Annotated in this window: 15 protein-coding genes; 10 read left to right on the top strand and 5 right to left on the bottom strand. The window is 72.6% G+C overall.

The features are described 5' to 3' along the window. Positions 1 to 19: 19 nt before the first annotated feature. Positions 20 to 796, bottom strand: a complete 777-nt coding sequence (locus AC5WS8_RS10890; RefSeq protein ID WP_496103121.1) for an amino acid ABC transporter ATP-binding protein — start codon at positions 794 to 796, stop codon at positions 20 to 22. Positions 797 to 1,138: 342 nt separating this feature from the next. On the opposite strand from AC5WS8_RS10890, the gene AC5WS8_RS10885 reads away from it, so the two are divergent. Further along, the gene (locus tag AC5WS8_RS10885; RefSeq protein WP_496103120.1) at positions 1,139 to 1,825 is read left to right on the top strand and encodes a response regulator transcription factor; all 687 of its coding nucleotides are present in this window, start codon (positions 1,139 to 1,141) and stop codon (positions 1,823 to 1,825) included. Positions 1,826 to 1,834: 9 nt separating this feature from the next. Continuing rightward, positions 1,835 to 3,250, top strand: coding sequence for a sensor histidine kinase (locus AC5WS8_RS10880; RefSeq protein WP_496103119.1), 1,416 nt, complete (start codon positions 1,835 to 1,837; stop codon positions 3,248 to 3,250). A 16-nt stretch (positions 3,251 to 3,266) separates the two neighbouring features. On the opposite strand, the gene AC5WS8_RS10875 is transcribed toward AC5WS8_RS10880, so the two are convergent. Beyond that, positions 3,267 to 4,265 carry a TAXI family TRAP transporter solute-binding subunit gene (locus tag AC5WS8_RS10875; protein WP_496103118.1) on the bottom strand — a complete coding sequence of 333 codons (999 nt, stop codon included), beginning with the start codon at positions 4,263 to 4,265 and terminating at the stop codon, positions 3,267 to 3,269. 93 nt (positions 4,266 to 4,358) lie between these two features. Between AC5WS8_RS10875 and AC5WS8_RS10870 the strand changes: the two genes are divergently transcribed. From AC5WS8_RS10870 to tatA, 4 genes are all read left to right on the top strand, one after another. Further along, positions 4,359 to 4,763, top strand: a complete 405-nt coding sequence (locus AC5WS8_RS10870) for a pyrophosphohydrolase domain-containing protein (protein WP_496103117.1) — start codon at positions 4,359 to 4,361, stop codon at positions 4,761 to 4,763. Positions 4,764 to 5,046: 283 nt separating this feature from the next. Then, positions 5,047 to 5,403 (top strand): ArsR/SmtB family transcription factor, encoded by a 357-nt coding sequence (locus AC5WS8_RS10865; RefSeq protein WP_496103116.1) that lies wholly within the window; start codon positions 5,047 to 5,049, stop codon positions 5,401 to 5,403. After that, complete coding sequence (gene mgtA, locus AC5WS8_RS10860; RefSeq protein WP_496103115.1) at positions 5,393 to 7,954, top strand: magnesium-translocating P-type ATPase; 2,562 nt, start codon at positions 5,393 to 5,395, stop codon at positions 7,952 to 7,954. The genes AC5WS8_RS10865 and mgtA overlap by 11 nt, the downstream gene beginning before the upstream one ends. 154 nt (positions 7,955 to 8,108) lie before the next feature. Then, positions 8,109 to 8,366 carry a Sec-independent protein translocase subunit TatA gene (tatA, locus tag AC5WS8_RS10855; RefSeq protein WP_496103114.1) on the top strand — a complete coding sequence of 86 codons (258 nt, stop codon included), beginning with the start codon at positions 8,109 to 8,111 and terminating at the stop codon, positions 8,364 to 8,366. Positions 8,367 to 8,377: 11 nt separating this feature from the next. Here the strand turns inward: tatA and AC5WS8_RS10850 are convergent, their stop codons facing one another. Further along, on the bottom strand, positions 8,378 to 8,608 hold the full coding sequence (locus tag AC5WS8_RS10850; RefSeq protein WP_388562113.1) for a hypothetical protein: 231 nt from the start codon (positions 8,606 to 8,608) through the stop codon (positions 8,378 to 8,380). A gap of 140 nt (positions 8,609 to 8,748) precedes the next feature. Between AC5WS8_RS10850 and miaB the strand changes: the two genes are divergently transcribed. Next, on the top strand, positions 8,749 to 10,278 hold the full coding sequence (gene miaB, locus AC5WS8_RS10845) for a tRNA (N6-isopentenyl adenosine(37)-C2)-methylthiotransferase MiaB (RefSeq protein ID WP_496103113.1): 1,530 nt from the start codon (positions 8,749 to 8,751) through the stop codon (positions 10,276 to 10,278). A gap of 32 nt (positions 10,279 to 10,310) precedes the next feature. Then, positions 10,311 to 11,021 (top strand): class III extradiol dioxygenase subunit B-like domain-containing protein, encoded by a 711-nt coding sequence (locus AC5WS8_RS10840; protein WP_496103112.1) that lies wholly within the window; start codon positions 10,311 to 10,313, stop codon positions 11,019 to 11,021. 122 nt (positions 11,022 to 11,143) lie between these two features. Here the strand turns inward: AC5WS8_RS10840 and AC5WS8_RS10835 are convergent, their stop codons facing one another. Further along, positions 11,144 to 11,395, bottom strand: a complete 252-nt coding sequence (locus AC5WS8_RS10835) for an antitoxin (protein WP_496103111.1) — start codon at positions 11,393 to 11,395, stop codon at positions 11,144 to 11,146. Between the two features lie 26 nt (positions 11,396 to 11,421). Next, positions 11,422 to 11,688 carry a hypothetical protein gene (locus tag AC5WS8_RS10830; protein ID WP_496103110.1) on the bottom strand — a complete coding sequence of 89 codons (267 nt, stop codon included), beginning with the start codon at positions 11,686 to 11,688 and terminating at the stop codon, positions 11,422 to 11,424. Between the two features lie 182 nt (positions 11,689 to 11,870). On the opposite strand from AC5WS8_RS10830, the gene miaA reads away from it, so the two are divergent. Both miaA and AC5WS8_RS10820 read left to right on the top strand, forming a co-directional pair. Then, positions 11,871 to 12,809, top strand: a complete 939-nt coding sequence (gene miaA / locus AC5WS8_RS10825) for a tRNA (adenosine(37)-N6)-dimethylallyltransferase MiaA (RefSeq protein ID WP_496103109.1) — start codon at positions 11,871 to 11,873, stop codon at positions 12,807 to 12,809. A 101-nt stretch (positions 12,810 to 12,910) separates the two neighbouring features. Beyond that, positions 12,911 to 13,405, top strand: a complete 495-nt coding sequence (locus tag AC5WS8_RS10820; protein ID WP_496103108.1) for a hypothetical protein — start codon at positions 12,911 to 12,913, stop codon at positions 13,403 to 13,405. Positions 13,406 to 13,445 lie beyond the last annotated feature (40 nt).

Genomic DNA, 13,445 nt, shown 5'->3' with positions numbered 1-13,445 from the left:
GCAGAGGCATGCGCGGTCGTCAGTGGTGCAGGATCTTCGAAAGGAAGTCCTTCGCGCGGTCGCTGCTCGGGTTGCTGAAGAACTGCTCCGGCGTGGCCTCTTCCACGATGCGCCCGTCCGCCATGAAGACCACCCGATCGGCGGCCGAACGGGCGAAGCCCATCTCATGGGTGACCACCACCATGGTCATGCCGTCCCGGGCGAGCTGCTGCATGACCTCCAGGACCTCGTTGATCATTTCGGGGTCCAGGGCCGAGGTCGGCTCGTCGAAGAGGATGACCTTGGGGTCCATCGCCAGCGCCCGGGCGATCGCGACACGCTGCTGCTGGCCGCCGGAGAGCTGCGCGGGGTACTTGTCCGCCTGGGTGGCGACGCCCACCCGGTCGAGCAGCGCGCGCGCCTTCTCCTCGGCCTTCTGCTTGTCGGTCCTGCGGACCTTGATCTGACCCAGCATCACGTTCTCGAGCACCGTCTTGTGCGCGAAGAGGTTGAAGGACTGGAAGACCATGCCGACGTCGGCGCGCAGCCGGGCCAGCTCCTTGCCCTCCTGGGGCAGCGGCCTGCCGTCGATCAGGATGCCGCCCGAATCGATGGTCTCCAGACGGTTGATGGTGCGGCAGAGGGTGGACTTGCCGGACCCGGAGGGCCCGATGACGACGACGACTTCACCACGTGCGATGGTCAGGTCGATGTCCTGGAGCACGTGCAACGCGCCGAAGTGCTTGTTGACGCTCCTCAGGACGACCAGTTCGTCGGTCGCGGCCACCGAGTCCTCGGCCACCGATACTTCGGTCATGTGCTCACTGGCTCCGTCCTCGCTCGGTTTCGCAGGACAGTAGTGAGGCCGCACGACCAGCGTCATTACATCTGAGGGAGATCTGAGCATCACGATCCGGTAGCGTCCGGACACGACCCGTAGCCGAGTCCGGCCGGCCGCGTACCGGCTGGGTAACGGAAGCCGCCCGCAACCCGAAGCCTCTTGACGGCGTCCTCGTTCATCGGCGTGACTTCCTTGGTGCACGCGCGCGTGCCCACAGGTTCGGGTGGCTGACGCCTTTCCGGTGCAGCGCGGGTGACGCCCTTGCGCACGCCGAGAGCGCACCGAGACCGCAGGGCCGAGAAACCGGAGGGGGCCGGAATGAGACTGCTGCTCGTCGAGGACGACAACCACGTCGCCGCCGCCCTGTCCGCGGTGCTGGCCCGGCACGGCTTCGAGGTCACGCATGCCCGCAGCGGCGAGGAGGCGCTCCAGGCGCTGGTCCCCGAGGGCGCCGGCTTCGGCGTCGTCCTGCTCGACCTGGGCCTGCCCGACCAGGACGGCTACGAGGTCTGCGCAAGGATCCGCAAGCGCACCGGCACCCCCGTGATCATGGTTACCGCTCGTTCGGACGTACGGTCCCGCATCCACGGCCTGAACCTCGGCGCCGACGACTACGTGGTCAAGCCCTACGACACCGGGGAGCTGCTCGCACGTATCCACGCCGTCAGCCGGCGCACCCCGCACCTGGACGACACCGGCGCCACCGAGACCGCGCTGCGCCTCGGGCCCGTGCACATCGAGTTCCCCACCCGCCGTGTCAGCGTGGACGGCTCGGTCGTCCAGCTGACCCGCAAGGAGTTCGACCTGCTCGCCCTGCTGGCCCAGCGCCCCGGTGTGGTGTTCCGCCGTGAGCAGATCATCAGCGAGGTGTGGCAGACCAGTTGGGAGGGGACCGGGCGCACCCTGGAGGTGCACGTCGCCTCCCTGCGCTCCAAGTTGCGCATGCCCGCGCTGATCGAGACCGTGCGCGGCGTCGGGTACCGGCTCGTCGCCCCGGCCGCGTAGCGGGCAAGGGTGCGCACACGTCTCCTTCCGCTGCTCATCGTCCTGTTGGCGGCTGTGCTGCTCGCGCTCGGTGTGCCGCTCGCGGTGAGTCTCGCGGCCGCACAGCAGCAGCGGGTCGTCGTCGACCGCATCGACGACACCGCGCGCTTCGCCGCCCTCGCACAGTTCGTCACCGACCGGCCGGGCGGCTCCCGGACCGAAGCCACCGACGAGCGCGGCGATATCCTGGCCAAGGAACTCGGCACGTACTACGGCGTGTACGGCATTCGCGCCGGCGTCTTCTACCGCGACGACACCCCCATGGCCAACGCGCCCGGGGACTGGTTCCTGCCGCAGCAGGGCGAGGGCCGCGACGCCTTCAACGAGGCCCTGCTGGGGCGGCGCAGCCACGATCCCGAGCAGGTCTGGCCCTGGCAGCGCGGCCGGCTGGTGGTCGCCTCGCCGGTCATCCGCGACGGTGACGTCGTCGCGGTGGTCGTCACCGACTCGCCCACCGGACAGATGCGGTCCAGGATCCTGCACGGCTGGCTGTTCATCGGCGCCGGGGAGATCGCGGCGATGCTGCTCGCCGTCGGCGCGGCGCTGCGGCTGACCGGATGGGTGCTCAGGCCGGTACGGGTCCTGGACGCGACGACCCACGACATAGCGACCGGACGCCTGAAGTCCCGGGTCGCGGCGGCGGGCGGACCGCCGGAACTGAGGCGCCTGGCCCGGTCGTTCAACGAGATGGCGGACAACGTCGAGCTGGTCCTGGAGCAGCAGCGCGCCTTCGTCGCCGACGCCTCCCACCAGTTGCGCAACCCGCTGGCGGCGCTGCTGCTGCGCATCGAACTGCTCGCCCTGGAACTGCCCGAGGGCAACGAGGAGATCGCCTCGGTGCGCACCGAGGGCAAGCGCCTCGCACAGGTCCTGGACGACCTGCTCGACCTGGCGCTCGCCGAGCACGCCGAGGCGGACCTGAGGCTCACCGACATCGGCGCGCTGACCGCCGAACGGGTCGCGGCCTGGGGGCCCGCCGCCGAGGCCAAGGGCGTACGGCTGACCGGCACCTGCCCGGCCACCACGGCCTGGGCGGACCCGGTGACGCTGTCCAGCGCGCTGGACGCGGTGATCGACAACGCGGTGAAGTTCACGCCCGCGGGCGAGAGCGTGGAGGTGGAGGTGGCGGCCACCGGTGACACCGCCATGGTGGTGGTCACCGACGGCGGCCCCGGCCTCAGCGACGAGGAACTCTCCCGCGTCGGCGACCGCTTCTGGCGCAGCCCCGCCCACCAGAACATCAAGGGCTCGGGCCTCGGCCTGTCGATCACCCGTACGCTGCTGGCGGCGGGCGGGGGCTCGGTCTCGTACGCCCATCACGAGCCGCACGGCCTGAGGGTGACGGTGTCGCTTCTCCGGACGGGAGCGGGCGGCGCCCGCGGGTGACCCCGGGCGCCCGACGCTACGGCTTCACCGACCGGTAGTACCGGCGTGCGCCTTCGTGCAGTTCCAGCGGGTCCGTGTAGATCGCGGTGCGGAGATCCACCAGCTGCGCCGCGTGCACCTGGGCGCCGATCCCGTCGCGGCTGTCGATGACCACGCGGGTGAGCTTCTCGGTCAGCCCCGCGTTCATGTCCTCCCGCGTGATCAGGAGGTTGGCGACGGCGACGGTCGGCACGGAGGCGCCCTGCTGTGCCTGCGGATAGGCGTCGGCGGGCATCACCGCGGCCCGGTACCGGCGCGACGCGCCGCCCTGCGCGTGCAGCCGCGCCACCAGGTCGCCGCCGATCGGCACCAGGCGGACCGGGAAGTGCTTCGACAGCTCCGTGATCGCGCCGGTGGGCAGCCCGCCCGACCAGAAGAACGCGTCGATCCGGTGCTGCCTCAGCAGCCCGGGCATCGTCGCGATACCGTCGGACAGCGGCGTGATGTCCTTCTCCGGGTCCAGCCCGGCCGCCTTCAGCACATGCTCCGCGATCAGCCGCACCCCGGAGCCGCCCGGCCCGACGGCGACCGTGCGGCCCTTCAGGTCCGCCACCGACCGCACGGCGGAGGAGCGCGGGACCACCAGGTGCACATAGTCGTCGTACAGCCGGGCGCAGCCGCGCAGCCGGCCGGAGCCCGGCCCGTGCTGCAGCCGGTACGTCTCCACCGCGTCGGCCGCCGCGATCGCGAAGTCCACCTTCCCGGTGGCCACCCGGCGCACGTTCTCCTGCGACCCGTCGCTGTTCAGCAGCCGTACGTCCAGCCGCGGCATGTCCCGGGCCATCGTCTGCCGCAGCAGGGTGCCGTACTTCTCGTAGACGCCGCTCCGGGTGCCGGTACTGAAGGTCACCGTGCCGCTCGGGGACTCCTCGCCGATCGGCACCAGCCACCACAGCAGCAGCCCGAGAACCGCGCACGCTGCCGCCGAGCCCAGCAGCGCGCGGCGGCTGCCGATACGGGGGAGTGCCTGGAGCATGCGCGCGATCCTGCCAGGCCACGCGCCCGTCTGGCCAGGCCGGAAGGAGAAGGGAGGCCGCCGACGGTCGCCGCCGGACGGTAGGGTCGGCGGATGCGTCCTTCCCCCGCCGCCCTCGTCCGTGAGTTCCACCTCGCCTTCGGTCTCGACGTGCGCTCCGTGCCGACGGAGGTCGCCCCGGAACTGGCCGCGCACCGCGGTGAGCTGCTCGCCGAGGAGGCCGCGGAGGTCGTGGAGGTTTCCGTCACCGGTCCGCTCGACCGCCTGGCGCACGAACTGGCCGACCTCGTGTACGTGGCGTACGGGACGGCCCTGGTGCACGGCATCGACCTCGACGCCGTCATCGCCGAGATCCACCGGGCCAACATGACCAAGATCGGCCCGGACGGCACGGTGTCCCGCCGGGCCGACGGCAAGGTCCTCAAGGGCGACCACTACCGCGCCCCTGACGTTCCGGCGGTCCTGCGCAGCCAGGGCTGGACGCCGACGCCGTCGTAGGGGACGCCTACACTGACCCACCGTAAGGACTAGGGTCTGTCCTTCGGATCAGGTCGGTGGTGAGGAGCGGTCCGTCTCGGCCGAGCCCGAGCGGGGTCTGGTGCGTGCGGCTGCCAGGCGGAGGAGGGAGTCGACGCGGAGCGTCGGCGACCGACGACAACGCCGCTGGGGGGCGCCCCCACGCCGTCGAGGCAGTGGAGGAGTGCGTGCCGGACCTCCGCGACGCCGAGCTGATCCGCAAGGGAGGCCCCGGATGACCCCGGTGTGAACAGGAGGGCCCACGGTGGCGGCAGTCGGCGGTGGTTTCGAGGATCCGTCCGCCGAGGTGCTCTCCCAGGCGGCCGCGGCGTTCGGGCTGTTGGCCTCGCCCGCGCGGCTGCACATCGTGTGGGCGCTCGCTCAGGGCGAGAGCGATGTCACCGGACTCGCCGAGCGGGTCGGCGGCGCGCTTCCCGCCGTGAGTCAGCACCTGACCAAGCTCAAGCTCGCCGGACTCGTCGGCTCCCGCCGTGAGGGCCGCCGCCAGGTGTACTTCGTCGACGACGCGGACATCGTGACCGTGGTGCGCCTCCTGGTCGGCCGGCTGACCGACCGTGCCGCCCCGGCCGACGTCCCGGAACCCCGGCTCCGTGGCCTCTGAGACCGCCGCGGCCCCGGCACCCGCGCCCGGCCCGGACCCCGGCGCCGGCGGACCCACCTCCCTGCAGGAGCTGCGCCGCCTGGAGAGCAGTCTGCGCGGGCTCACCGAGGCGGAGGCGGAGACCCGGCTCGGGGAGCACGGGGAGAACGTGCTCCCGGAGGCCCGTACGACCTCCTGGACCCGGCGCTTCGTGCGCGGACTGCGCGACCCCTTCACCAGTGTGCTGCTCTGCCTCGGCCTGGTCTCGGCGACCGTCACCGCCTGGAGCACCGCCTGCGTGATCCTCTCCCTCGTCGTGGTCAGCTGCTGCCTGCGCGCCACCGGCGAGCACCGGGCCGACCGTTCCATGGCGGCGCTGCGCGACCTGGTCGCCACCACCGCGACCGTGGTGCGCCGACCGGAGGCGGACGGACCGCCGCACGAGCGCGAGGTACCGGCCGCCGAACTGGTGCCGGGCGACGTGGTCCGGCTCGCGCCCGGTGACCTGGTCCCCGCCGACGTACGACTGCTGCGCGCCGGCGGCCTGACCGTGCATCAGGCGGCGCTGACCGGCGAGTCGGCGCCGGTCGCCAAGAGCGCCCCCGACGTCCCCGGCACCGTCGGCGGCGGACCCTTCGCCCAGCCCCACCTCTGCTTCCAGGGCAGCAGCGTGGCCTCCGGCAGCGGCACCGCGCTCGTCCTGCACACCGGCGCCCGGACCCGGTTCGCGCGGGCCCACGGCGCGCCGGCCGCGCGCGGGGCGAGCGCCTTCGACCGGTCCGTGCACGGCATTTCCTGGGTGCTGATCCGGTTCATGCTGCTCACCCCGCCGCTGGTCCTCATGGCGGGCGCGGCGCTGCGCGGCCGGGGCCTTCAGACACTGCCGTTCGCCGTCGCGGTCGCCGTCGGCCTCACCCCCGAGATGCTGCCGGTCATCGTCACCACCTGCCTGGCCCGCGGCGCCTCCCTGCTCGCCCGCGGCCACGGCGTGATCGTCAAACGCCTGCCCGCGCTGCACGACCTCGGCGCCGTCGACGTGCTGTGCCTGGACAAGACCGGCACCCTCACCCAGGACCGGCCGGTGGTCGAACGCGCCCTGGACGGCGACGGCAGGGACGCGCCCGAGGTGCTGCGCTGGGCCGCCGTCAGCGCCTGGTGGACCCTCCAACTCGCCGACCTGCCCGCCCCGGACGCCCTGGACGAGGCGATCCTGGACGCGGCCGACGGCGCCTGGGAGGACTGCGAGGGCGTGGCCGCCGTGCCGTTCGACCCGGTCCGCCGCCGTGCCACCGCCGTGGTACGCGGCGGCGTGGGCACACACGTCCTCGTCGTCAAGGGCGCAGCCGAGGACGTGCTGGAACGCTGCGCGCTGGAGCCCGCCGAGCGGGAACGGCTGCTCGGACAGGCCGCGCGCGAGGCCGGCGACGGCCTCAGGCTGCTGGCGGTCGCCACCGCGGACCGCCCCGCCCGCACCCGCCCCTACACCCCCGCCGACGAACGCGGCCTGACCTTCCGCGGCTTCGTCACCTTCCGGGACGCCCTCGCCCCGACCGCCGCGCACGCCCTGCGGAACCTCGCCGCCCGCGGCGTCACCGTGCGGATCCTCACCGGCGACCACCCCGGCACCGCGGTCCGCGTCTGCCGTGACCTCGGCCTCCACCCCGGCCGGGTGCGAACCGCGGGCGCCCCGGACGACGCGAGCGCGACCGTCGTCGCCCGCTGCACCCCCGAGGACAAGGCGCGCATCGTCGCCGACCTGCGCGCGGCAGGGCACACGGTCGGCTTCCTCGGCGACGGTGTCAACGACGTGCCCGCGCTGCACGCCGCCGACGTGGGAGTCACGCCGCGCGACGCCGTCGACGTGGCCCGCGAGAGCGCGGACGTCGTCCTCGCCCACAAGGACCTCGGCGCGATCGACCACGCGGTCGCCGCCGGCCGCCACGCCGGCGGCAACATCGCCTCGTACCTGCGCGTCACGCTCTCCTCGAACCTCGGCAACGTCGTCGCGATGCTCGCCGCGGGTCTGCTGCTGCCCTTTCTGCCGATGCTCCCGGCCCAGGTCCTCGCCCAGAACCTGTGCTTCGACGCGGCCCAGCTCGCCTTCGCCTACGACCGCCCCGCGGCCCGGACCCTGGCCCGGCCCACCGTGCTGCGAACGCGCGACTTCCTGCGCTTCATCACCGGCTTCGGACTGCTCAACGCGGTCGCCGACCTCGCCACCTTCGGCGTCCTGGCGCTCGCGCTGTACGGCCCGGACGCGCTCGACGACGACGCGGTGTTCCACTCGGCGTGGTTCACGGAGAACCTGCTCACCCAGGCCCTGGTGATGCTGCTGCTGAGGTCCGGCCGACGCGTCGCCGAGGGACGCGCGCCCGGTCCGCTCGGACGGGCCGCGGCCGTTCTCGCGGCCGTGGCGCTCCTGCTGCCGCTCTCCCCGCTCGGCTCCGTGCTCGGCCTGCCCGTGCTGCCCTTGGCGTACTACCTGCTGCTCGCCGCCGTCCTCGCCCTGTACGCGCTCGCCCTGCGGGCGGTCAAGTCGCGCTACGAACGACGGTCCGGTGCGCGGTGGTGACCGGTCGGCGGGTTCTGTCGGTTTCCCTGCGATTCCTGTTCCGCACGGTTCCGCCGACGACCGCGGGTTGTACAGTTGCGCAACATAGCAACCGACATGGCACGGGGGAGCGGCGAGAGGCGTCCTCGGCCGACGCGAGGAAGGGCGGGCAGTCATGCTCCGCAATGGACTGGAACCCTGGCACCTGCTGATCGTGGCGATCGTCTTCATCGTGCTGTTCGGCTCGAGGAAGCTCCCCGACACCGCCCGGGCGCTCGGCAAGTCCATGCGCATCCTCAAGAGCGAGGCGAAAGCGATGAAGGACGAGAACGCGTCCGCGCCCGCCGCCTCCGCGCCCGCTCCGGTCGAGCCGACGGTCGTCACGACCGCCGCCGAGGCGGCCACGGAGAGGCCGCCGACCGCCGCCGGCTGAGACCGCGTCCGTCAGGGGCTGGCCCCGTCGTAGCCGTAGGTCAGCGGCTCGCTGCTCACGCCCAGCCGGCGCCGGTAGACGTACAGCGCCTCCACCCGTACCCCGTCCGCCGGGGACTCGACCCGGCAGGGGTAGGTCACCTGCAGCACCGAGGGCCGGCCCGCGACCTGCATGCGCAGGCCGTCGGCCGGCCCTCCGGCGAGCACCGCCGTCTCCCACTTCGTCGCGACATGAAGATCCATGCTTGAACCTTAGAGTTGCGCAATCGCTGAAGTGTTGTGAGGTGCGCCACTGACCTGCGCCGCGACCCTGCGGAGACCGGGCGGTGCACGGTGGCTCGTGGCCGGGGCAGGGCTGTTGGAGTACCGCCTACTCTTGTTGCATGACCAGCAGCAGCGACCGGAGCCCCGCAGTGGACGTTCACGCACCCAAGAGCTACGAGATCCGCACCTACGGGTGCCAGATGAACGTCCACGATTCCGAGCGATTGGCCGGGCTGCTCGAAGAGGCCGGGTACGTGCGCGCGCCCGAGGGGTCGGACGGGGACGCGGACGTGGTCGTCTTCAACACCTGCGCCGTGCGGGAGAACGCCGACAACCGGCTGTACGGCAACCTCGGCCGCCTCGCGCCGAAGAAATCCGTCCGGCCCGGTATGCAGATCGCCGTCGGCGGCTGCCTTGCGCAGAAGGACCGGGACACCATCGTGAAGAAGGCGCCCTGGGTGGACGTCGTCTTCGGCACGCACAACATCGGCAAGCTGCCCGTCCTGCTGGAGCGCGCCCGGGTGCAGCAGGAGGCGCAGGTCGAGATCGCGGAGTCGCTCGAGGCGTTCCCGTCGACGCTGCCCACCCGGCGCGAGAGCGCCTACGCGGCCTGGGTGTCGATCTCCGTCGGCTGCAACAACACCTGCACCTTCTGCATCGTCCCGGCGCTGCGCGGCAAGGAGAAGGACCGCCGCCCCGGCGACATCCTCGCGGAGGTCGAGGCCCTGGTCGCCGAGGGCGTCTGCGAGATCACCCTGCTCGGGCAGAACGTCAACGCGTACGGCTCCGACATCGGCGACCGCGAGGCCTTCAGCAAGCTGCTGCGCGCCTGCGGGACGATCGAGGGCCTGGAGCGCGTCCGCTTCACCTCCCCGCACCCGCGCGACTTCACCGACGACGTCATCGCGGCCATGGCCGAGACGCCGAACGTGATGCCGCAGCTGCACATGCCGCTGCAGTCCGGCTCGGACACCGTGCTGAAGGCGATGCGCCGGTCCTACCGGCAGGAGCGCTACCTCGGGATCATCGAGAAGGTGCGCGCCGCCATCCCGCACGCCGCGATCACCACCGACATCATCGTCGGCTTCCCCGGGGAGACCGAGGAGGACTTCGAGCAGACCCTGCACGTGGTGCGCGAGGCACGGTTCGCGCAGGCGTTCACCTTCCAGTACTCCAAGCGGCCCGGCACCCCGGCCGCCACCATGGACCACCAGATCCCCAAGGAGGTCGTCCAGGCGCGCTACGAGCGTCTCGTCGCCCTCCAGGAGGAGATCTCCTGGGAGGAGAACAAGAAGCAGGTCGGCCGCACCCTGGAGCTGATGGTCGCCGAGGGCGAGGGCCGCAAGGACGGAGCCACCCACCGGCTGTCCGGCCGCGCCCCCGACAACCGCCTGGTCCACTTCACCAAGCCGGAGCAGGAGGTGCGCCCCGGTGACGTGGTGACCGTCGAGGTGACGTACGCCGCCCCGCACCATCTCCTCGCCGAGGGTTCCGTCCTCGATGTGCGCCGTACGCGTGCGGGCGACGCGTGGGCGAAGCGGAACGCCGCTGAGGCCGCGAGGCCGGCCGGTGTGATGCTGGGTCTGCCGAAGGTCGGCGCGCCCGCGCCGCTGCCCATGGCCACCGCCGGCGCCTGCGGCTGCGACTGACGCCGCCGTCCGGCCCGGTTACGCTGCGGATCGTGCTTGTCGCCGCCGCCGTCTGTCCCTGTCCGCCCCTCCTCGTGCCCGAGGTCGCCGCGGGTGCCGCGCCCGAACTGGACGGCGCCCGTGCCGCGTGCGAGGACGCGCTCGGCGTGCTCGCCGCCGCGTGTCCCGACCGGCTGGTGGTCGTCGGGCCCGCGGGGGAGGGCGGGGAGGGCGGCTACGCCGAGGGCGCGCCGGGCTCGTTCCGGAGCTTCGGTGTGGACGTCGACGTACGGCTGGGCGCGGGCGGCGCGGGCGAGGAGCGTGAACTTCCGCCGTCGCTCGCGGTCGCCGCATGGCTGCTGGAGCGCACACGCTGGGCCGACGCGCCCGTGGAGGGGCTGGCTGTGCCGGAACTCCTGACCCCCGAGCGGTGCGCCGAGGTCGGAGCCGGGCTCGCCGGGCAGGCCGAGCGGACGGCCCTGCTGATCATGGGCGATGCCAGCGCGTGCCGCTCGGTGAAGGCGCCGGGCTACCTGGACGAGCGTGCGGCCGACTTCGACGCGGAGGTCGCGCGGGCGCTGGGTGCGGCGGACGTGCCGGCCCTGAAATCCCTCGATCCGGCCCTGGCCCGGGACCTGAAGGCCTGTGGCCGGGCGCCTTGGCAGATCCTCGCGGGCGCGGCGGCGGACGTGCGCCCGTCCGGCAGCCTGCTGTACGACGAGGCGCCGTACGGGGTGGGATACCTGGTGGCCGTCTGGTCCTAGCGCCTTCGTGGGCGCGGCCGCCGAACGTGGTCGCTCCCGCCGTGGGGCGGACACGGCGGACGGCCGGGAGGCCATGGCCCCGCGGCCGTCCGCCGACGTGTGATGTGCTGTCCGGAGCGTGGTCAGGAGGCCGAAGGCGGCTGTGGTGTCCCGGGGGGTGCCGCTTCGCCGGTCGACGGGCCGGTGTCCCGGTGGGCGAGGCGCTCCACCGCGTGCTTCGCCTTGTCCGTGCCCGTGTGGATCTTGTCGCTGTACTTGCCCTTGGTCCGTTCGTCGATCACGTGCGCGGCCTTGTCGAGGCCGCGGTCGACCTTCTCCTCGTGCTGTTGCGCGAGGTTCGTGACCTTGGCTTTCAGGTTGTCCACGAGGCCCATGGTCCACCTTCCCTGGCTCAAACGGGTTACGTACGGGCGCCCTCGCCGGCCTCGCTGCCGACGGCCTTCTCGCCGGACTGCTGCGTCGGGATCCCGACCGCGTCGTCGTCGGCGTCCGCGCTCTCCTGCGGAGCACTCTCCGGAGGCTTCCCGGCCTCAGCCGTGCCCGAATCGGTCACCTCGTCCGTCGCCTCCGCGTCGGCACCCTCCACCGCCTGTGCGGTCTCCGTCGCGGCCGACCGATTCTCCTCGGTCGTCCTCGGCCTCCGGAGAAGCCGTGCAAAAACACCCATATCCACTCCATACGTTACTCGTGCGGGCGAAATACCGCGTAACTCGGTGCGCCCCATTGCGTCGCCCCGGGTCACCCGTTCTCGAACCGGTGACCGGAACCTCGCAACAGGCAACGACCCCCCACTCGGGGTGTCACGTAACTCGTTCGAGGCGGGGTCCGGAGGTTTGCGAGACTGTTGCGGTGAGTAGTGCAGCCCCCGCGCCGCGGGTCATCGCCGTCGTCGGGCCGACCGCGGCCGGAAAGTCCGATCTGGGAGTATTCCTGGCCCAGCAGCTCGGCGGGGAGGTCGTCAACGCCGACTCCATGCAGCTCTACCGGGGGATGGACATCGGCACCGCCAAGCTGACGCCCGAGGAGCGCGGCGGCGTTCCGCACCACCTGCTGGACATCTGGGACGTGACGGTCACGGCGTCCGTCGCCGAGTACCAGCGCCTCGCCCGCGCCCGTATCGACGCGCTGCTCGCCGAGGGCCGCTGGCCCGTCCTGGTGGGCGGCTCGGGACTGTACGTGCGCGGCGCGGTCGACAACCTGGAGTTTCCCGGCACCGACCCCGAGGTGCGCGCCCGGCTGGAGGAGGAGCTGGCGCTGCGCGGCTCCGGAGCCCTGCACGCGCGCCTGGCCGCCGCGGACCCGGAGGCCGCGCAGGCGATCCTGCCCGGCAACGGCCGCCGTATCGTCCGGGCCCTGGAGGTCATCGAGATCACCGGTCGGCCCTTCACCGCCAACCTCCCCGGGCACGACTCGGTCTACGACACCGTCCAGATCGGCGTCGACGTCGGCCGGCCCGAACTCGACGAGCGGATCGCGCGCCGGGTGGACCGGATGTGGGAGGCGGGGCTCGTGGACGAGGTGCGGGCGCTGGAGGCGCAGGGCCTGCGCGAGGGGCGCACGGCTTCGCGCGCGCTCGGATACCAGCAGGTGCTCGCGGCGCTCGCGGGGGAGTGCACGGAGGAAGAGGCGCGCACCGAGACCGTGCGCGCCACCAAGCGCTTCGCGCGCCGTCAGGATTCCTGGTTCCGCCGTGATCCACGCGTGCACTGGCTCAGCGGCGCCGCGGACGACCTCGGGGAACTTCCGCACCTCGCGCTGGCGTTGATCGAACGACCGGTCACAGCCTGATCACGTGATGGCATCGGGACGCTCCGGCCGTCATCGGGGCCTCACCCGGCATGCCATCATCGAGCTTCGATCGACCGAGTGAGTCCGAGTTGGGAGGGCGCGTGGCGATGGAGGCCGGCCCTCGCGACACCACACAAGGCGCGCAGCACGGGACCGCGCAGGACGAGGACCCAAGGCTCAGTTCCGACGGTCCCGACGAACAGCCCCCGGACGGTGTGGTCGACGACGGGCCGGAGGCGGACGAGCTGTCCACCGGACCGGAGGTCGAGGTCGAGCTGCGCCCGCAGCGCCGGCTGCGGATCTGGCAGCTCGCCCCCATCGTGGGACTGGCCGCGGTCGGCTCCCTGATGTTCGCCTTCCCGCTGGCGTTCGAGTTCGGCGACGGCGGCGCCGTGGTCGCCATGCTCGGCCTGCTGATCTGCTCCTGCGCGGCCGGCTGGGGCATGATGGCCGCGCGCCGCGTCGGTTACACGTACCCAGGCCTGCCGCAGCGCGGATCGGGGCGGCGCCCGGACTGGCGTGTCGTCCTCGCGTACGCCGTGGTGGTCGTCGCGGTCGTCGTCCTGGCGGTCTGGCGCGTGGCGCGGCTGCGCTGACCTGCGCCGCGCGGTCCGTGGCTGTCGTACCGACCCCGTA

This window comes from Streptomyces sp. PTL18 (assembly GCF_059510295.1).
Note: the sequence above shows the minus strand (reverse complement) of the source record. Positions and strands in the feature narration are given on the sequence as shown.